The sequence below is a fragment of the Methylomonas sp. BW4-1 genome (genome assembly GCF_052474385.1).
Genome location: NZ_CP184125.1, coordinates 3,723,911 through 3,744,264, shown reverse-complemented (window position 1 = coordinate 3,744,264; position 20,354 = coordinate 3,723,911). Strand labels below are relative to the sequence as shown.

Below are 20,354 nucleotides of genomic sequence, written 5' to 3'. Positions count from 1 at the left end.
CTTATCGTAATTTGAAAATTTCGCGGGAAGCCGCGATCAGGTCGTGGCGTTCATTGGCGCCGGCTTCGCGTAGTTGTGCGCAGGGGGTGTGAATCAGTTTATTGGTCAAGGTGTGCGCTAGGCGCTGTAATACTTCGTCGGCGGCTGCGCCGCTGTTGAGTTGGGCTAAAGCTTTTTGCAATGCTTCGTCGCGGGTCTGCTCGGCCTGAGTGCGGAAATCGCGGATGGTTTCCTGTGCGCCTTGAGAGCGCAGCCAGGCCATAAAGTGTTCGACTTGAGTGTCGATAATTTCCTCGGCCTGCTCGGCGGCGCGGCGGCGCGAGTCCATGTTTTGATTGACGGTGTTTTGTAGATCGTCAACCGTATACAGATAAACATCGCGTAGCTGCGCAACTTCGGCTTCGATGTCGCGCGGCACGGCCAAATCGACCATGAACATCGGTTTGTGCTTGCGGATTTTGATCGCGCTTTCTACGCGGCCTTTACCAAGGATCGGCAATTGGCTGGCGGTGGACGATACGACAATGTCCGCTTCCGCCAAATGATTCGGCAGCTCGGCGAGGTTGATCGCGTAGCCGTTGAACTGCATCGCCAAGGCATGGGCTTTGTCGTAAGTGCGGTTGGCGATGATGATACGGCCGATACCGTGTTGGTATAGATGGCGGGCGGTGAGTTCTATCGTTTCGCCGGCACCTATCAATAAAGCGGTTTGTTCGCTGAGTTTGTCGAAAATTTGTTGTGCCAGTTGCACGGCGGCAAATGCGACAGAAACCGGGCTGGAGCCGATAGCAGTATCGGTGCGCACCTTCTTTGCGGCTGAAAAGGTGTGTTGAAACAATTTGCTGAGATTTCTGCCCAGTGTGCCGGCTTGTGAAGCGGCATGGTAGGCGGTTTTCATTTGGCCGAGAATTTGCGGCTCGCCCAGGATCATCGAATCCAGTCCGCAGGCCACGCGGAACATATGTCTTATCGACTGGCTATCTTTGTAGCTATAAAGATAAGGGGTGAAGTCGGCGGGTTTGATCTGTTTGGTGTCCGCTATCCAGTTTACCAACGAAGATTGGTTGTCGCTGTCCGCCTGGTAGTAAAACTCGGTGCGATTGCAAGTGGATAGAATGGCTGCCTCGCTGATTTCGCGAAGATTCCACAAGTTTTTCAGCGTGTTATCGAGCATGTCCGTCGGGAACGCCAAGCGTTCGCGGATGGCGACCGGCGCTGTATTGTAATTTATCCCTACGGCAAGAAGAGTCATTGGTTGCGAACAATAGCACAAGAAAAGTGCACTATTTTAAGGAATGCGCTGTTTTTGTCCAAATACAATGAAACGGCAGTCCGATTCAGGGGCTTTTTCTGGTAATCTATCGTCAATAGTTTTTCAAAAGTGGGTCAATTGATTGCATGAAAAAATGGATAGCCATCGCAATGTTTTTATCGATGTCAGGATGTGCGGTTTCTCCTGAGAAAGAGCCTGAGGCAGAAGGTTTGCCAGTCAAGCCTGAGGGTTTGGAAAGCAGAGTTAATCGCAACACGGTGATCGACGAAGAGGTGCTGTATTTGCTGATGGCCGCGGAATTGGCAGGGCAGCGTAATCAGTACCATTTGGCCATGGATGCTTATTTGCAGGCCGCTAAGCGAGTGGATGATCCTCGGATTGCAGAGCGGGCAGTCAAAATCGGTTTGTTTTTAAAAGACGAGCAGCGTACCCGTGAGGCCTTGACGGTTTGGTTGTCCAAGGATGGAAAGAATTTAGCGGCGAGAAAGTTTGCCGTGTTACTGGCGATTAAAAACTCAGATCAAAAGGCGGCTGTCGAAAATCTCAATGCCATGCTGGCAGATGATCCGGCCGGTTTTGAGGCTGGTGTGCTGGAAATGACCAAGTTGATGGAAAAAGAAGGTCGCACGCAATTTACCTACGACGTGTTGGAAGAGTTGGCTGTTGAGCGTCCTAATCAAGCCAGTGTGTTTTTCTTGCAGGCGGTTTTGGCGTCGGTTCTGCAAAATAACGAGTTGGCCCAGCAGAAAGTTAATCAAGCATTGCTAATCCAGCCTGATTGGAATAAGGCTGTGATCTTGCAGGCACAGCTGGCCGGACGCTCCGGCGACTTGACCAAGGCGCGCGCCTCTTTGGAAAAAGCGCTTAAGGCGGCGCCGGAAGATAAAATGCTGAGAAAGATGTTGTTAGAGGTGTTGGTTAACGGTCACGACTATGACGATGCGATAAAGCTTTGCCAGAATGTGTTGGAAGACAAGCCGGATGATGCTGAAACGCTGTTTACCTTGGCTTTGGTGTATATGCAGCAAGGTCAGATCGATAAGGCTGAAAACGTACTTGAGAAGCTGCTGAATAATCCCGAGTGGGAAGGGCAGGCCAGTTTTTACTTGGGCAAGATTGAAGTTGATCAACAGCATCCGGATAAGGCGTTAAATTGGTTTGATCGGGTGAGCGATGGCAATTACGCATTCGACGCGGATATGGCGGCGGTGTCATTGTTGATGAATCAAAAACGCTTCGACGAGATTGAGGCGCGCATCAAACGCATGGATAACAAATATCCTGAGCAGCATTTGCGAGTCTTGATGGTTAAGGCAGAGCTTTACAATCAATTGGGTAAATATCAGGAAGCTTTTGATGTTCTGACACTGGCTTTAAAAGACATGCCCGATAATCGCGAAGTGCTATATGCCCGGGCATTGGTTGCCGAGCGTTTGGATAAGCTGGATGTACTTGAATCCGACCTGCAGAAAATTTTAGAGAAAAAGCCGGACGATGTAGGGGCGCTTAATGCGTTGGGTTATACGTTGACCGATAGAACGCAACGCTATGAGGAGGCGGCCAAATATTTGGAGCGCGCTCTCAGTTTGCAGCCCGATGAGGCAGTGGTAATAGACAGCTACGGATGGTTGCAGTTTAAGCTTGGAAAGCCTGAGCGGGCGCTGGAATTTTTGCGTAGAGCCTACGAGAAGCAGCCGGAAAATGAAATTGCCGCGCATATTGCCGAAGTGCTTTGGTCTTTGGGTGAGAAAAAGGAAGCAAAAGAGCTTTTCGACAGTGTTTACAAAAAATCTCCTGATGACGAATATTTGTTGGAGTTTAAAAAACGCTTTTTGCAAAACGGGCAATGATTTTTAAGGGCGGTGTTTTCTTGTTGGCTGTGATGTTCTTGTCCGGCTGTTCTTTATTGTCAGAAAAGCCGGGCGAGGCCTATCGATCGCAAGATATGAGGGTGTTGCAACAGCAACAGCAATGGTATTTTGAGGGGCGATTGGCTCTGGCTGATGAGAAGGATTCGTTTTCTGCGTCGGTGAGTTGGCGGCATCGCTCAGGGAGAGATGATATTGAGCTTTCGGGGCCATTGGCTCAGGGTAAGCTGATGATCACTGTAGAAGCTGATTTCGTAGCGGTGGATGACGGCGACAATCACAAAGAATTTCGCGGGCCTGCAGAAGAGGTGCTGGCGGAGCAGTTAGGTGTCGCGATTCCTGTGAGCGCTTTGAGGTATTGGGTGCTTGGCTTGCCTAATCCGGAGCAGTCGTTTGTCGAGCAGGTTGATGGATTTTTTCAGTCTGGGTGGCGGGTTGGTTTCAGAGAAATGCAGCATGTTAACGCCTTATTACTACCGAGAAAAATCAATGCGGAAAAAGATAAGACAAGAATCAAATTAATAGTGGATCAATGGGATTTGTCGTGACGGGAATGCAAGAACAGGTGGTGGGTTGGGGTGAGAAATGGCCTGCGCCGGCTAAGTTGAATCTAATGCTGAGAATCACTGGGCGTCGCCCAGATGGCTATCATTTGCTGCAAACAGTATTTCAGATTATTGATTTGTGTGACTGGATAACATTTTATCCAGCGGAAAATGGCCGGGTTTATTTGCGTCATCCGATTCCTGGTGTCCCGGAACACGAAGACTTAACCGTTCGTGCCGCCAACTTATTGAGACAATATACTGGGTGTGCGTCCGGGGTGTGTATCGATGTCGAAAAGAATCTGCCTATGGGTGGTGGCTTGGGTGGTGGTAGTTCCGATGCTGCTACTACGCTGGTGGTGCTGAATAGGTTGTGGAATCTGCATTTACCATTAGAAGCGTTGATGGAGTTGGGCTTGCAACTTGGTGCCGATGTGCCTGTTTTTGTCTATGGATACACCGCTTGGGGTGAGGGGGTTGGTGAGGAATTAAAGCCCATAACGATTCCGGAACAATGGGTCGTGGTAATCAAGCCGGATTGTCATGTGAACACGAAACAGATTTTTTTGACGGAAGAGTTGACAAGAGATAGCAAATCCATCAAAATGCGCGACTTCATTGCAGGCGATTGGCGGAATGATTGTCTTCCGGTTGTTAGCAAATTATATAAGCCGGTGAGTAATGCATTGGATGCATTATCTCAATATGCAGAAGCAAGATTGACGGGGACTGGGGCTTGTGTGTTTGCTCAGTTCGATTCGGAAGAGTCGGCGCGTGAGGCATTTTCTGAGTTGAGTCAGAGTTGGTTAGTTTATTTGGCTCGAGGACTTAATGTTTCGCCTCTGCATGAAAAATTAAGACAAGGATCAGTTTAATCAATTTAATGGGCTGTCGCCAAGCGGTAAGGCACGAGGTTTTGATCCTCGCATACCAAGGTTCGAATCCTTGCAGCCCAGCCATAATCTCCACACAATAGTTCCTTAGGAGTGCTTGAATGCGTGAGGCCTCGGTAATGGTATTTTCCGGGAATGCCAATAAGGCGTTGTCTGAAGGTATTGTGAAGAAGCTCAATATGCGCCTCGGCATGGCCACGGTTGGTCGTTTCAGTGATGGCGAGATTTTTGTTGAGATAGAAGAAAATGTTAGAGGTAGGGATGTATTTGTCATACAGCCTACCTGCGCGCCTACCAACGAGAATCTAATGGAATTGTTGGTAATGATTGATGCTATGAGGCGAGCGTCTGCGGCGAGAATAACAGCTGTTATGCCGTATTATGGTTACGCGCGGCAAGATAGGCGCTCGAGGTCGGCCAGGGTGCCCATTACTGCAAGATTGGTTGCGGATATGATAGGTAATGCTGGGGCTGACAGGGCGTTGACTGTTGACTTGCATGCAGATCAAATCATGGGATTCTTTGGGATTCCGGTTGATAATGTGTATGCTTCGCCAATTTTGCTAGGTGATATTTGGCGGCAAGAATACGAAGATTTGATTGTGGTTTCGCCGGATGTTGGTGGTGTTGTGAGGGCTAGAGCCATTGCAAAGCGTCTGGGTGATGCTGATTTGGCGATAATCGACAAGCGAAGGCCGCGTCCGAATGTGTCGGAGATAATGCATATCATCGGCGATGTAGAGGGGCGTACCTGTGTCATGGTGGATGACTTGGTTGATACGGCGGGTACTTTGTGTCACGCGGCAGGCGCGCTCAAGAAAAATGGTGCCAAAAAGGTTGTTGCATACTGTACTCATCCGGTGTTGTCTGGTGCGGCCGCGGAAAATGTTAAAAATTCCGTTCTTGATGAATTGGTAGTTACAGATACGATACCGTTAACTACAGAATTGTCCGGGATTGATAAGATTAGGCAGCTAAGCGTTGCGGAAATGTTGGCAGAAACAATACGTCGAATAGCGGTGGGCGAGTCTGTAAGCTCGCTTTATGTTGACTGATAAGAATTAAAGTAGTGCTTGTGGAACAAGCTTTTGGAGAAAAAAATGGCTAACGTGTTTGAATTTGTTGCAGAAGCTCGCAGTGCCTCGGGCAGTAGCGCTGCCAAAGTTGTTCGTCGTCAGGGTAAGGTCCCGGCAGTAGTATATGGTGGTAGTGGTGCTCCTGAGATGTTATTGCTGGATCATAATGAAGTGGTTAAGCATTTGGTGCATGAGGCGGTTTATTCCCATGTGCTTGATCTTAAAATCGACGGCAAAACAGAAAAAGCTGTTCTTAAGCATATACAAAGGCACCCTGCAAAGCCGATAGTCCTACATATGGACTTTATGCGTGTTGATGATACGCATAAATTGAAAGTTCATGTTCCTTTGCATTTTATCAATGAAGCTATTTCGGTAGGCGTTAAAAAAGGTGGTTTGGTCAATCATGCAATGGTTGATGTGGAGGTGTTGTGTATGCCTTCTGCTTTGCCGGAATTCATTGAAGTAGATTTGGCTAGTGTAGATGTTGGTTCGACAATACATTTGTCTGATTTGATTTTGCCGGCTGGTGTTGAGATTGCAGCGTTGCAGCATGGTGCTGAGCATGATCATCCGGTTGCCCAAATAGTCAAGCCAAGATCTGTGGAATCTGCTGACTAATAGTTTTTGAATGATTAAGCTGATTGTTGGTCTGGGTAATCCTGGGCGACAGTACGAAAAAACCCGGCACAATGCCGGGTTTTTGTTTGTGGAGTATCTGGCGGGGCTTGCTAGTGCTGGTTGGTCGAGCAGTAGTCAGTTTTCCGGTGAGGTGGCTGAATGCAATATTGGCGGATACGGGCTTGTATTGCTAAAGCCGATGACTTTTATGAATAAAAGCGGCTTGTCTGTCGGTAAGTTTTTGCGATATTACAAGTTTAAGTCCGAAGAAATGCTTGTGGTTCATGATGAGCTTGAGCTTCCCGAGGGCGTTGTCAAGATGAAAAAAGACGGGGGGCATGGTGGGCATAACGGGTTGCGTGACATCATTGCTCATATCGACACTCGTGATTTCTACAGGTTGAGAATTGGTATAGGTCGTCCTGTCGCGGGGGTGGGTGTGGCGGACTATGTGTTGTCCAGTTTGTCTTGTGATGGTCAGGCTCGAATGCTGGGTTTGTTTGGCGAGTTAGCGAAAAGCATGGATGCGTTGGTTTTGGGTGATTTGAATTCAATTGGAGTTTGATTGTTACTTCAGCTGAATTAAAAAACACTTGACTGGGGTTTTTGAAACAAGGATAATTGATCGAATAAGTAACGGAGGGGTTCCCGAGCGGCCAAAGGGATCAGACTGTAAATCTGCCGGTTCTACCTTCGGAGGTTCGAATCCTCCCCCCTCCACCACCAAATTTATGGGATCTGCGGGTGTAGTTCAATGGTAGAACTCCAGCCTTCCAAGCTGATTGCGTGGGTTCGATTCCCATCACCCGCTCCATTTCGGGGTAAATTACTCGCTCATATAGCTCAGTAGGTAGAGCACTTCCTTGGTAAGGAAGAGGTCACCGGTTCAAATCCGGTTATGAGCTCCAGATTTAGGTTTGTTTTTGTCGTAGTTAGGGTGTTCCAAAATGGCTAAAGAAAAATTTGAAAGAAAGAAACCGCACGTAAACGTAGGCACCATTGGTCACGTTGACCACGGTAAAACCACATTGACAGCGGCATTAACAAAAGTCATGGCGGAGCTGCAAGGCGGCGAAGTTAAGGCTTTTGATCAAATCGACAACGCCCCGGAAGAACGTGCGCGCGGTATTACCATTTCTACGTCACACGTAGAGTACGAATCAGCCAACCGTCACTATGCCCACGTTGACTGCCCTGGTCACGCTGACTACGTTAAAAACATGATTACCGGTGCTGCCCAAATGGACGGCGCGATTTTGGTTTGCTCTGCTGCGGACGGTCCTATGCCGCAAACGCGCGAGCACATTCTGTTATCACGTCAAGTCGGTGTGCCTTACATTGTTGTGTTCTTGAACAAGGCCGATATGGTAGATGACGCTGAGTTGATTGAGCTGGTTGAAATGGAAATTCGCGAGTTATTGAATCAATACGAATTTCCAGGTGACGACACGCCCATTATCGTTGGTTCCGCATTGAAAGCTTTAGAAGGCGAGCAAAGCGAAATTGGTGTACAATCAGTAGTTCGCTTGGTTGAAGCGTTGGACAGTTACATTCCCGAGCCAGAACGCGCGATCGACGGCAAATTCTTGATGCCTATCGAAGACGTGTTCTCAATTTCAGGTCGCGGTACCGTAGTAACCGGACGTGTTGAGCGGGGTATCATCAAAGTTGGCGAAGCCGTCGAGATCGTCGGCATCAAAGATACCGTTCAAACGACCTGCACGGGTGTGGAGATGTTCCGCAAACTGCTCGACCAAGGTCAAGCGGGCGATAACGTCGGTGTACTGTTGCGTGGTACTAAAAGAGAAGACGTGGAGCGTGGTCAAGTATTGGCGCATGTGAATACCATCAAGCCACATGCCCACTTTAAAGCAGAAATATATGTGCTGTCTAAAGAAGAGGGTGGTCGTCATACTCCATTCTTTAATGGCTACCGTCCGCAGTTCTACTTCAGGACGACCGACGTAACCGGTGCGGTAGATTTGCCAGAAGGCGTGGAAATGGTTATGCCTGGCGATAACATCGCCGTTACCGTAAAACTTATCTCACCGATTGCGATGGAAGACGGCTTGCGTTTTGCGATTCGCGAAGGTGGTCGTACCGTGGGTGCGGGTGTTGTTGCTTCTATTATCGAGTAATAGCCGTTTTTGATTCAAAAAATATTTTCTGAATAGGTCAGTAGTTCAATTGGTAGAGCAGCGGTCTCCAAAACCGCAAGTTGGGGGTTCGAGTCCCTCCTGGCCTGCCATTCAGAAAATCTTCATAATTTAATTCAAGTTGACTAAATGAACGCACAGGCAGAAGAGGTCTCCTCAGTGGTGGACATCGTAAAGTTGGCTTTATCTTTGGTTTTTGTTGTTGTCGGCATATCAGCGTTCTATTATTTTTCTGATTTGCAGCTTCTTTACCGCGTTTTAGTTTTGGTGGCTGTTTTAGTGGTTGCTATAGCTGTTGCTTTTACTACTGCTAAGGGTCGCGGTCTATGGGGCTTTATGCTGGAGTCCAAGCAGGAATTCAAAAGGATAGTGTGGCCCACTAAAGACGAGGCGGTTCGTACTACGCTGATGGTGTTTTTGATGGTATTCATAGTCGGCTTAATACTGTGGTTGCTAGATATGTTTTTGTTTTGGGGTGTTCAGCTTTTGATGAGCCAGGGGATTAAATAATGTCGCTTCGCTGGTATGTCGTTCATGCGTATTCCAATTTTGAAAATAAAGTCAAGCAGGCTCTTGAAGAGCGTATAAAACGCGAAGGGCTGGAAGAGTTTTTTGGAAAAATTCTGGTCCCTACTGAAGAAGTTGTTGAAATGCGCATGGGTCAGCAGCGTAAAAGTGAAAGGAAATTCTTTCCCGGATACGTGCTTGTGCAAATGGAATTGAATGACGAAACATGGCATTTAGTAAGAAATGTTCCTAGGGTATTGGGCTTTATAGGCGGGGCATCAGATAGGCCGTCACCAATCTCAGAAAAGGAAGCAATGGCAATATTAAATCGTGTCGAAGAGGGTGTGAATAAGCCACGGCCCAAAGTACTGTTCGAAGTTGGGGAAGTTGTTCGGATTACTGATGGCCCATTTAAAGACTTTAACGGCAATATAGAAGAAGTGAATTACGAGAAAAGCCGGTTGCGCGTATCGGTTCTTATTTTTGGTCGATCTACGCCGGTTGAATTAGAATTTGGACAGGTTGAAAAAGTCTAGACTACAATTTGAGATTTTTACGAATCCCTGTCATTTGCATGGCCGGGATTTTTGTTTGTTGGGGAGCTGAAAAGCGTTTGCACCCGTTAGGAGTATAAAATGGCAAAAAAAATTGATTCGTACATCAAGCTGCAAGTTAAAGCAGGTGAGGCTAATCCTAGTCCACCAATTGGTCCTGCATTGGGTCAGCGTGGTGTCAATATTATGGAGTTCTGCAAGGCGTTTAATGCAAGAACTCAAGAAGTTGAGAAAGGCCTGCCTTTGCCTGTTGTTATCACCGTCTATAGTGATAAAAGCTTTACTTTTATTACCAAGACGCCACCTGCTTCGGTTTTGTTGAAAAAAGCAGTGGGTATTAAAAGCGGAAGCAGCAAGCCTAATTCTAATAAAGTGGGCACCGTTTCGCGTGCGCAGCTGGAAGAAATCGCTAAAACCAAAATGGAAGATTTGAACGCAGCAAATTTGGAGGCGGCGATAAGAATTATTGCGGGAAGCGCTCGCAGCATGGGCTTGAACGTGGAGGGCGTGTAATGGCAAAAGTAACTAAAAAAGCAAAGGCTATCAAAGAAAAGGTAGTTAGAAGCAAACAATATTCGGTTGCCGAAGCTGTAGCACTATTAAAAGAGTTTGCCAATAGCAAGTTCGATGAGTCTGTGGATGTGAGTGTTAACTTGGGTGTTGATCCTCGTAAATCTGATCAGAACGTTCGTGGCGCTTCCGTGTTACCGAACGGTACCGGCAAAACAGTAAGAGTTGCTGTATTTACGCAAGGCCCAAATGCAGATGCGGCTCGCGAAGCGGGTGCCGACATCGTCGGTATGGACGATTTGGCTGAGCAAGTAAAACGTGGCGAAATGAACTTTGATGTGGTCATTGCCTCGCCTGATGCAATGCGTGTAGTGGGTCAATTGGGTCAAATCTTAGGTCCAAGAGGCCTGATGCCAAACCCGAAAGTAGGTACCGTGACGCCTGACGTTGTAACAGCAGTTAAAAATGCCAAATCAGGGCAGGTCAGATACCGCACAGATAAATCAGGCATTATTCATTGCTCTATCGGTAAAGTATCTTTCGATGAAACTGCGCTCAAACAAAATTTGGAGTTTTTGATTTCAGATCTTAAAAAAGCTAAACCGACGGCTGCCAAAGGCGTCTATTTGAAAAAGATTGCATTGTCCTCGACCATGGGTCCTGGCTTGTGGATCGATCAAGGCAGTATCGACATTTAAGAATTTAACAAGTTGTAAGGCTTTGGGTTGCCGAGTTATCGGCAACCGTCAAAGACCGTAGGTGCGAAAGCTTAATTTTCCTACGCAGACGGGAGCTGGAGCCGCAAAGCTGGTGAAAGGGACCGTGAAAGGGGCATCGTAAGATGCGTTTCATAGATTCCGATGGATAATCGGAAAGTACCGGAGGTAGATGTGGCACTCAATTTAGATAGCAAAAAAGTTGTCGTAGAGGAAGTTGCTGAATTCGCCGCTAAAGCCCATTCCGCCATCGCGGCGGAATATCGGGGTTTGACAGTTACCGAATTAACGGAGCTGCGTAAAACCGCGAGAGAAACGGGCGTTTATTTGCGCGTAGTCAAAAATACACTGGCTAAACGTGCTGTCGCTGGGACTGAGTTTGAATGTATGCAGGAAGGGCTGGTCGGTCCTTTAATACTGGCATTTTCCATGGAAGATCCAGGCTGCGCTGCACGGCTCATCAGCGAATTCTCCAAGGGCCATAACAAACTGATCGCGAAAGTAGTGGCAATCGGTGGTCAGGCTTTTGACGGATCGGAGTTGGATAGATTGGCAAGATTGCCAACCCGTGATCAAGGTATCAGTATGCTGATGTCGGTCATGAAAGCACCGGTTGAGAAACTCGCACGTACTCTGGCTGCAATCAGAGACGAGAAAGAAGCGGCATAATCTCGCGTTAACCAGTTAAAACTCATTAATTTTAGAGGAATATACAATGGCAATTTCACAACAAGACATCTTGGAAGCAGTCTCTAACATGACTGTGATGGAAATCGTTGATCTGATTTCAGCGATGGAAGAAAAGTTTGGCGTTTCTGCTGCTGCGGCAGTAGCGGTTGCAGCTCCTGTAGCGGCGGCTGTTGTTGAAGAGCAAACCGAGTTCGATGTTATCTTGACCGGCTTCGGCGAAAACAAAGTAGCGGTTATTAAAGCGGTTCGCGGTTTGACAGGCTTGGGCTTGAAAGAAGCGAAAGACGCTGTTGAAGGCGCACCTACTACTGTTAAAGAAGGTGTCAACAAAGCCGAAGCCGAAGCGGCGAAAAAAGAGCTTGAAGAAGCTGGCGCAACTGCCGAAATCAAATAAGCATCTTGACTGCATACCAGGCATAAGCCTATCAAACCGGGCTGACGGCATTTTGCCGTCGGCCTTTTACTGTTTCTAAAACAGTAGTAAATAATCTCTGACGACGAAGGTATAGAAGCAATATGGCCTATTCTTTTACCGAAAAAAAGCGTATCCGTAATAATTTTGGGAAGGGTTCCGAAGTATTGGAAGTTCCCTATCTTTTGGCAACACAAATTGATTCGTATGCAAATTTTTTGCAGTCCGGCATAGATCCGGATAAACGGCGCAATCAAGGGCTGCATGCCGCATTCTCCAGTGTTTTTCCGGTAGTAAGTCATTCAGGCTATGCCGTATTGGAGTATGTTAAATATCGCTTGGGGGAACCCGCATTCGATGTAAGAGAGTGTCAACAGCGTGGCGCTACATTTTCAGCGCCGTTGCGTGTTTTAGTGCGTCTAGTTATTTATGATAAAGACGCGCCTGCTAATACCAAAGTCGTTAAGGATATTAGAGAGCAGGAAGTTTACATGGGTGAACTGCCTCTGATGACCGACAACGGTACGTTCGTGATTAACGGCACTGAACGGGTCATTGTGTCGCAGTTGCACAGATCGCCCGGTGTATTTTACGACCATGACAAAGGTAAAACCCATTCGTCCGGTAAGTTGCTGTTCAACGCACGGGTAATTCCTTATCGTGGTTCATGGTTGGATTTCGAATTTGATCATAAAGACGCCGTTTACGTGCGTATAGACAGACGGAGAAAAATTCCGGCGACTATTTTGTTACGGGCTTTGGGATATGAAAACGAAGAAATGATCAAAATTTTCTTCGAAACCAACAAGTTCTCATTGAGCGCCGAAAAATTAATGTTTCACGTGATCCCGGATAGGTTGCGTGGTGAAATGGCTGTTTTCGATATTAAGCACGACGGTAACGTCGTTATCGAAGAGGGGCGCAGAATTACTGCCAAACATGTTCGCCAGCTGGAAAAATCCGGTGTCACTGAAATCGAAGTGCCTAGGGACTATTTGTACGGAAAAATTCTAGGCCACAATGTTGTCGATACATCTACCGGCGAGCTGTTGGCTAGTGTTAATGACGAAATCACCGACAATTTATTGCAGAAGTTGATCGATGCGGGTGTTCGCGAGATCGATACACTGTATGTTAACGATTTGGATAGAGGTCCTTACATCTCCAATTCGATGCGCCTGGACACCACCACAAATCGCTTGGAAGCCTTGGTGGAAATCTACAGAATGATGCGTCCTGGTGAGCCGCCTACCGTAGAGTCTGCGGAAAACCTATTCGAAAACCTGTTCTTTACTGACGAACGTTACGACTTATCCGCCGTTGGTCGGATGAAATTCAATCGTCGATTGGGGCGTGAAGAAACCGAAGGCCCGGGCACGCTAAGCAAAGAAGACATCATTGATGTTCTGAAAGAACTGATCAAAATCAGAAATGGTAACGGTACCGTGGACGATATCGACCATTTGGGTAACAGGCGTGTACGATCTGTTGGCGAAATGATCGAAAACCAGTTCCGCATCGGTTTGGTTAGAGTCGAGCGGGCTGTCAGAGAGCGATTGACCTTGGCGGATTCTGAGGGCTATATGCCGCAGGAAATCATCAACGCTAAACCTGTTTCTGCGGCAGTCAAGGAATTCTTTGGTTCCAGCCAGTTGTCGCAATTTATGGACCAAAACAATCCGTTATCGCAAGTCACCCACAAGCGTCGGGTTTCGGCACTGGGTCCTGGCGGTTTAGCCAGAGAGCGCGCTGGATTCGAGGTTCGTGACGTTCACACCACTCACTATGGTCGAGTTTGCCCTATCGAAACACCGGAGGGTCCGAACATTGGTTTGATTAACTCATTGTCGGTCTATGCCAGGACCAATGAATACGGCTTCCTGGAGACGCCTTACCGGAAAGTAGTCGACGGTAAAGTAACCGATCAGGTCGACTATATTTCCGCAATTGAAGAAGGCGAATACGTTATCGCGCAGTCCAGCGTGGCGGTGGACGAAAGCGGCAAATTGGTTGAAGGCTTGGTGTCTTGCCGTTACAAAGACGAATTCACCTTGGCTTCGTCCGAAACCGTGCAATATATGGACGTATCGTCCAAGCAGATCGTATCCGTGGCGGCATCCATCATTCCGTTCTTGGAACATGACGACGCTAACCGGGCGCTGATGGGTTCGAACATGCAACGTCAAGCGGTTCCCACTTTACGTGCAGAGAAGCCTTTGGTCGGTACAGGTATGGAGCGTGTCGTCGCGAAAGACTCGGGTGTAACCGTGGTAGCAACTCGTGGCGGTCGTATCGAAGCGGTTGATGCCGGGCGTATCGTAGTACGTGCGAATGACGAAGAGACCGTTGCGGGTGTGCCAGGCGTGGATATCTACAACTTGATTAAATATACCCGTTCTAACCAAAACACTTGTATCAACCAAAAACCACTGGTTAAACTCGGCGACATCGTCAGAGCCGGCGATATTCTGGCGGACGGCCCTTCGACCGACATCGGCGAATTGGCCCTGGGTCAAAACATGTTGATAGCCTTCATGCCCTGGAATGGCTATAACTTCGAAGACTCCATTTTGGTGTCTGAGCGAGTAGTAAAGGAAGATCGCTTTACGACTATTCATATCGAAGAAAAAACCTGCGTAGCTCGCGAAACCAAGCACAGTCCGGAAGAAATTACTGCGGATATTCCAAACGTTAGTGAAGAAGCCTTATCCAAATTGGATGAATCCGGGATTGTATACGTCGGTGCGGAAGTGAAAGGCGGTGACATTCTAGTGGGTAAAGTGACGCCGAAAGGTGAAACGCAGTTAACGCCAGAAGAGAAATTGCTGAGAGCCATCTTCGGCGAAAAAGCAGCCGATGTGAAAGACACGTCGCTACGTGTGCCGGGCAACGTCCGCGGTACTGTGATCGATGTTCAGGTTTTCACTCGTGATGGAGTGAAAAAGGACAAGCGAGCCCTGGAAATCGAAGATGCGGAAATCAAGCGTTACCGGAAAGACTTGGATGACCAACTGAAAATCGTCGAGCACGATATTTTCGCTCGGGTAAAAACCTTGTTAGCGGGTAAAAAAGCCGAAAAGGGTCCGAATGGCTTGAAAAAAGGCGAAGAAATTACCGCTGATTATCTGGATGGCTTGGTGCCTTCCGAGTTGTTGAAAATCCGCACACAAGACGAAGATGTCAACGTGCAATTGGAGACCGTTGCCGAGCATGTAGAGCAGCAACGTAAAGAGTTCGACGAGCGTTTCGAGCAGAAAAAGAAAAAAATCACCATGGGCGACGATTTGGCGCCGGGCGTGTTGAAAATGGTCAAAGTTTATTTGGCTGTTAAAAAACGTATTCAGCCGGGCGACAAGATGGCCGGCCGTCACGGTAACAAGGGGGTTATCTCCCAAATCGTGCCGATTGAAGACATGCCGTATACCGCTGACGGTAACCCCGTCGACATTTTGTTAAATCCTCTTGGCGTACCATCGCGGATGAATGTTGGTCAGGTGTTGGAAACGCATTTGGGTTGGGCATCCAAAGGCTTGGGTATCAAGATCGGTAAGATGCTGGAAGCTCAAGCAAAAGTCGCGGAAATACGTGGTTTCATGGAGAAAATTTACAATTGCAGCGGCCGAAAGGAAGATCTGAATTCGTTTACCGATAAAGAAATTCTAGAGATGGCGGTCAACTTGGTTGCCGGTGTACCGATGGCGACCCCAGTCTTCGACGGGGCTTCGGAAGAAGATATTCGTACCATGTTGCGCCTGGCTGATTTGCCGGAGCACGGGCAAACCGTGCTTTATGACGGCTTGACCGGCGAACCTTTCGAGCGTGAAGTCACTGTGGGTTACATGTATATGCTGAAACTGAATCACTTGGTGGACGATAAGATGCATGCGCGTTCGACCGGCCCTTACAGTTTGGTAACGCAGCAACCGTTGGGTGGTAAAGCGCAATTCGGTGGTCAGCGTTTTGGTGAGATGGAGGTCTGGGCCCTGGAAGCTTATGGCGCCGCGTACACATTGCAAGAAATGTTGACTGTCAAATCCGATGACGTGACAGGCAGAACCAGAATGTATAAAAACATTGTCGATGGCAACCATTCAATGGAAGCCGGCATGCCGGAATCATTCAATGTCTTAGTGAAAGAGATTCGTTCGCTGGCAGTGAATATCGAAATGGAACAAGACTAATTCTGTTCTTTGCGAGATAGATTCTGGACAATATCGGATAACATTTAAAGGGGATAAGCTCTTGAAAGATTTAATGAATTTCTTAAAACGTCAAGGTCGAACAGATGATTTTGACAATATCCGGATTGGATTGGCTTCACCTGACATGATTCGTTCATGGTCTTATGGTGAAGTGAAAAAGCCTGAGACAATCAATTACCGTACCTTTAAACCGGAACGTGACGGTCTTTTTTGCGCCAAGATTTTTGGACCCATCAGCGATTACGAGTGCTTGTGCGGTAAATACAAGCGTCTAAAGCATCGCGGCGTCATCTGCGAAAAATGCGGCGTCGAAGTTACCCTGTCTAAGGTACGCCGGGAGCGAATGGGCCATATCGATTTGGCCAGCCCGGTGGCGCATATTTGGTTCCTGAAGTCACTGCCTTCGCGTATTGCCTTACTTTTGGATATGACATTGCGTTCGATCGAACGGGTGTTGTATTTCGAAACATTCGTTGTGATCGATCCGGGTATGTCTCCGTTGGAGAAAGGCCAACTGCTGACCGACGAAGAATATTTGAATGCCGTTGAAGAACACGGCGATGATTTCGTTGCGAAAATGGGCGCTGAAGCGATCTATGATTTGCTCAAATCAATTGATTTGAAAGAAGAAATCAACACGCTACGTGAAGAAATCAACGCGACGAATTCCGATACAAAAATTAAAAAATATTCTAAGCGCTTAAAAGTTATCGATTCTTTGCTGGCGTCGAATAATCGTCCGGAATGGATGATTATGACGGTGTTGCCAGTGCTACCGCCCGAGTTGCGCCCATTGGTGCCTCTCGATGGTGGTCGCTTTGCGACCTCTGATTTGAATGATTTGTATCGTCGGGTAATCAACAGAAACAACCGTCTGACGCGCTTGTTGGATCTGAACGCGCCTGACATTATCGTTCGCAACGAAAAACGCATGCTGCAAGAGGCTGTCGATGCCTTATTGGATAACGGTCGCCGCGGTCGTGCTATCACCGGTAGCAACAGACGTCCTTTGAAATCTTTGGCCGATATGATCAAAGGTAAGCAAGGTCGTTTCCGGCAGAACTTGTTGGGCAAGCGCGTCGATTATTCCGGACGGTCGGTTATCGTGGTGGGGCCGACCTTAAGATTGCATCAGTGCGGTTTGCCGAAAAAAATGGCTTTGGAGTTGTTTAAACCTTTCATATTCAGCAAATTGCAGTTGCGTGGCTTAGCGACGACGATCAAAGCAGCCAAGAAAATGGTGGAACGTGAAGGTGCGGAAGTATGGGATATTCTTGAAGAAGTAATTCGTGAGCATCCGGTATTACTAAACCGTGCTCCGACGTTGCATAGATTGGGTATTCAAGCATTTGAGCCGATTTTGATCGAAGGTAAAGCCATTCAGTTGCATCCCTTGGTCTGTAGTGCGTTCAACGCCGACTTCGACGGCGACCAAATGGCCGTGCATATTCCGTTGTCTATTGAGGCGCAGTTGGAAGCGCGTACCTTGATGATGGCAACTAACAATATTTTATCGCCCGCCAACGGTGAGCCAGTAATCAATCCTTCCCAGGACGTGGTTTTGGGCTTGTATTACATTACACGTGAGAAAATTAATGCGGTAGGCGAGGGTAGTGTATTTGGCGATTTGTCAGAGGTAATGTTAGCGCTTGACGCTAAAGCTGTTGAATTACAAAGTAAAATTGAAGTGCGCGTCACCGAGAAATTGAAAACTCCGGAAGGCGACTTCGAAACCATTGTCAGTAGAAAGAAAACTACGGTGGGGCGCGCAATCGTTTGGGGTATTGTGCCAGACGGTATGCCTTACGAATTGGTCAATGTCGACATGACCAAGAAGAATATTTCCCGGCTGATCAACTATAGCTACCGCTATCTCGGTATCAAAGAAACCGTGATGTTGGCAGATAAGATCATGTACCTGGGATTTAAATATGCCACGCGCTCCGGGGTGTCTTTCGGTATCGAAGACATGGAAATTCCCGTCAAGAAAGCTGACATCATTCGTTCCGCTGACGCCGAGGTTAATGAAATTCAAAACCAGTACGCCTCCGGTTTGGTTACGGATGGTGAGCGTTACAACAAGGTCGTTGATATTTGGTCTCGCGCCAATGATCAGGTCGCGAAAGTAATGATGGAAGGTTTGGGTGAAGACGAAGTTGTCAACTCAAAAGGCGAGAATGTAAAGCAAAAATCGTTCAACTCCATCTTTATGATGGCCGAGTCCGGTGCGCGGGGTTCCGCCGCACAGATTCGCCAGTTGGCGGGTATGCGGGGTTTGATGGCTAAACCGGATGGCTCCATTATTGAGACGCCGATTACTGCGAACTTCCGTGAAGGCTTGGACGTATTACAGTACTTTATTTCAACCCACGGTGCTCGCAAAGGCTTGGCGGATACCGCGCTGAAAACCGCTAACTCGGGTTATTTGACTCGACGTTTGGTCGACGTCGCACAGGATTTGGTGATTGCTGAATCTGATTGTGGTACACAAAACGGTCTGACCATGATGCCGATTATTGAAGGCGGGGACGTGGTTGAACCGTTGGCAGATCGGGTGTTGGGAAGAGTCGCGGCGATAGACGTAACCGATCCCGCCGGCAATAATATTTTGATTCCTGCCGGCACCATGATTGACGAAAATTTGGTCACGGTTCTGGAAGATAACGGCGTTGACAAGATGTTGGTACGCTCTGTGATTACTTGCGAATCGCGGCAAGGTGTTTGTGCCAAATGTTACGGGCGTGATTTAGGGCGCGGTCATTTGGTTAACATTGGTGAAGCCGTGGGCGTTGTGGCGGCACAGTCAATTGGTGAACCTGGTACTCAGCTGACGATGCGGACCTTCCACATCGGTGGTGCTGCTTCGCGGTCTGCTGCGGTTAGCAACGTGCAAGTTAAATCCAGCGGTACCGCAAAGCTCAATAACCTAAAAACCGTCAAGAACAGAGAGAGCAATCTTGTTGCGGTATCTCGGTCTGGCGAGGTTGGGGTTATGGATGATTACGGTCGTGAGCGTGAGCGTTACAAAATTCCCTACGGTGCCGTATTGTCGGTGGGTGATGGTAGCCCGGTCAGTGCTGGGGATATTATCGTGAACTGGGATCCGCATACTCACCCGGTTATCACCGAGGTAGACGGTTTTATTCAGCTGATTGATTTTATGGACGGGATCACCGTTCAAGAGCAGTCAGATGATGTCACTGGCTTAACCTCGAGAGTAGTTACGGATCCTAAGCAAAGAAGCTCAGCCGGTAAAGAGTTGCGGCCTATGGTTCGTCTTCTTGATGAGCAAGGTGGGCAAATCAATTTGCCGGGCACTGATATTCCAGCTCAATACTTCTTGCCAGCGGGTGCTATCGTTGGGGTTAAGGACGGTGGGGAAGTAAAGGTTGGTGACGTTTTAGCGAGAATTCCGCAAGAATCCAGTAAAACCAGGGATATTACCGGTGGTTTGCCAAGGGTTGCTGATCTGTTTGAAGCGCGTAAAACAAAAGACCCTGCTATTTTGGCGGAGGCAACCGGTATGGTCTCCTTTGGTAAAGAAACTAAGGGTAAGCAGCGCGTCATCATCACGGATTCGGAAGGCGAGCAATACGAAACCCTAATTCCAAAGTGGCGGCATATCACCGTATTCGAGGGTGAGTTTGTTGATAAAGGCGAAACCATCGCTGAAGGTGAGCTGACCCCGCATGATATTTTAAGGCTGCGCGGTATCGAGGAATTGGCCGACTACCTGGTAAAAGAAATTCAAGATGTATATCGTCTGCAAGGTGTAAAAATCAACGACAAGCATATTGAGGCAATCATCCGCCAAATGCTCAGAAAAGTCGAGATTACCGCCTCTGGAGACACGGATTTCGTCAAAGGAGAACAGGTCGAACGTACCATGATTAACTTAGTGAACGACCAAGTTGAACGTGAAGGTAAGATTCCGGCTAGTTACGATTCTTTGTTGCTGGGTATCACGAAAGCATCGTTGGCCACCGAGTCATTTATTTCGGCGGCGTCGTTCCAAGAGACGACTCGGGTGTTGACAGATGCGGCGGTAAGAGGTATCAGCGATAGCTTGAATGGCTTAAAAGAGAACGTCATTGTTGGTCGTCTCATACCGGCGGGTACTGGTTTGGCCTACCATGAACAGCGACGTAAGAGAAGAGCGGCGGACTCTGGTTCCGGTTCAGAAGCTTCTACCCAGACCATTGAAGCGGTCGATGTGGAGGAAGCGTTGAAACAAGCTTTGAATGTAGAGTAGAGAACCTTAAAAACGCTTGACCTAGATCTATTGTAAAGGTATTATGCTCTGCTCACATCAGCCAATAGGTTTGGGCGGA

The 20,354-nt window shown here is 47.9% G+C and carries 16 protein-coding genes and 5 tRNA genes; 20 read left to right on the top strand and 1 reads right to left on the bottom strand.

The genetic code is table 11. The features are described from left to right. Position 1: 1 nt before the first annotated feature. A complete protein-coding gene (gene hemA / locus ACH5Y9_RS17425) occupies positions 2–1,252 on the bottom strand; it encodes a glutamyl-tRNA reductase (RefSeq protein WP_205453350.1) in 1,251 nt (416 codons plus the stop codon). Positions 1,253–1,398: 146 nt separating this feature from the next. Between hemA and ACH5Y9_RS17420 the strand changes: the two genes are divergently transcribed. From ACH5Y9_RS17420 to rpoC, 20 genes are all read left to right on the top strand, one after another. Then, entirely contained in the window at positions 1,399–3,123 is a 1,725-nt protein-coding gene (locus ACH5Y9_RS17420) for a tetratricopeptide repeat protein (RefSeq protein ID WP_445366977.1), read from the top strand. Continuing rightward, positions 3,120–3,689 (top strand): lipoprotein insertase outer membrane protein LolB, encoded by a 570-nt coding sequence (gene lolB / locus ACH5Y9_RS17415; RefSeq protein WP_445366976.1) that lies wholly within the window; start codon positions 3,120–3,122, stop codon positions 3,687–3,689. Before ACH5Y9_RS17420 ends, lolB begins: the two co-directional genes overlap by 4 nt. A gap of 5 nt (positions 3,690–3,694) precedes the next feature. After that, entirely contained in the window at positions 3,695–4,561 is an 867-nt protein-coding gene (ispE, locus tag ACH5Y9_RS17410; protein ID WP_445366975.1) for a 4-(cytidine 5'-diphospho)-2-C-methyl-D-erythritol kinase, read from the top strand. 9 nt (positions 4,562–4,570) lie between these two features. After that, a tRNA-Gln gene (locus ACH5Y9_RS17405) sits at positions 4,571–4,645 on the top strand. A gap of 35 nt (positions 4,646–4,680) precedes the next feature. Beyond that, positions 4,681–5,634 (top strand): ribose-phosphate diphosphokinase, encoded by a 954-nt coding sequence (locus tag ACH5Y9_RS17400; RefSeq protein WP_033156109.1) that lies wholly within the window; start codon positions 4,681–4,683, stop codon positions 5,632–5,634. A gap of 45 nt (positions 5,635–5,679) precedes the next feature. Beyond that, positions 5,680–6,276, top strand: coding sequence for a 50S ribosomal protein L25/general stress protein Ctc (locus tag ACH5Y9_RS17395; RefSeq protein ID WP_033156110.1), 597 nt, complete (start codon positions 5,680–5,682; stop codon positions 6,274–6,276). A 10-nt stretch (positions 6,277–6,286) separates the two neighbouring features. Beyond that, positions 6,287–6,841 carry an aminoacyl-tRNA hydrolase gene (gene pth / locus ACH5Y9_RS17390; RefSeq protein ID WP_445366974.1) on the top strand — a complete coding sequence of 185 codons (555 nt, stop codon included), beginning with the start codon at positions 6,287–6,289 and terminating at the stop codon, positions 6,839–6,841. A 73-nt stretch (positions 6,842–6,914) separates the two neighbouring features. Continuing rightward, positions 6,915–6,999 (top strand) — tRNA-Tyr (locus ACH5Y9_RS17385). 17 nt (positions 7,000–7,016) lie between these two features. Then, a tRNA-Gly gene (locus tag ACH5Y9_RS17380) sits at positions 7,017–7,090 on the top strand. An 18-nt stretch (positions 7,091–7,108) separates the two neighbouring features. Beyond that, positions 7,109–7,184, top strand: a tRNA-Thr gene (locus ACH5Y9_RS17375). Between the two features lie 39 nt (positions 7,185–7,223). Continuing rightward, complete coding sequence (gene tuf / locus ACH5Y9_RS17370) at positions 7,224–8,414, top strand: elongation factor Tu (protein WP_033156112.1); 1,191 nt, start codon at positions 7,224–7,226, stop codon at positions 8,412–8,414. Positions 8,415–8,448: 34 nt separating this feature from the next. Then, positions 8,449–8,524 (top strand) — tRNA-Trp (locus ACH5Y9_RS17365). A gap of 37 nt (positions 8,525–8,561) precedes the next feature. Further along, complete coding sequence (gene secE / locus ACH5Y9_RS17360; RefSeq protein WP_445366973.1) at positions 8,562–8,942, top strand: preprotein translocase subunit SecE; 381 nt, start codon at positions 8,562–8,564, stop codon at positions 8,940–8,942. Continuing rightward, complete coding sequence (gene nusG, locus ACH5Y9_RS17355) at positions 8,942–9,475, top strand: transcription termination/antitermination protein NusG (RefSeq protein ID WP_033159599.1); 534 nt, start codon at positions 8,942–8,944, stop codon at positions 9,473–9,475. The genes secE and nusG overlap by 1 nt, the downstream gene beginning before the upstream one ends. Positions 9,476–9,574: 99 nt before the next feature. Beyond that, a complete protein-coding gene (rplK, locus tag ACH5Y9_RS17350; protein ID WP_020484793.1) occupies positions 9,575–10,006 on the top strand; it encodes a 50S ribosomal protein L11 in 432 nt (143 codons plus the stop codon). Next, the gene (rplA, locus tag ACH5Y9_RS17345; RefSeq protein WP_033159598.1) at positions 10,006–10,701 is read left to right on the top strand and encodes a 50S ribosomal protein L1; all 696 of its coding nucleotides are present in this window, start codon (positions 10,006–10,008) and stop codon (positions 10,699–10,701) included. Before rplK ends, rplA begins: the two co-directional genes overlap by 1 nt. A gap of 192 nt (positions 10,702–10,893) precedes the next feature. After that, a complete protein-coding gene (gene rplJ / locus ACH5Y9_RS17340; RefSeq protein ID WP_026147170.1) occupies positions 10,894–11,388 on the top strand; it encodes a 50S ribosomal protein L10 in 495 nt (164 codons plus the stop codon). 46 nt (positions 11,389–11,434) lie between these two features. Next, a complete protein-coding gene (gene rplL / locus ACH5Y9_RS17335; RefSeq protein ID WP_020484796.1) occupies positions 11,435–11,803 on the top strand; it encodes a 50S ribosomal protein L7/L12 in 369 nt (122 codons plus the stop codon). A 122-nt stretch (positions 11,804–11,925) separates the two neighbouring features. After that, positions 11,926–16,002, top strand: a complete 4,077-nt coding sequence (gene rpoB, locus ACH5Y9_RS17330) for a DNA-directed RNA polymerase subunit beta (RefSeq protein ID WP_205453356.1) — start codon at positions 11,926–11,928, stop codon at positions 16,000–16,002. Positions 16,003–16,075: 73 nt separating this feature from the next. Then, on the top strand, positions 16,076–20,275 hold the full coding sequence (gene rpoC / locus ACH5Y9_RS17325; RefSeq protein WP_171697813.1) for a DNA-directed RNA polymerase subunit beta': 4,200 nt from the start codon (positions 16,076–16,078) through the stop codon (positions 20,273–20,275). Positions 20,276–20,354 lie beyond the last annotated feature (79 nt).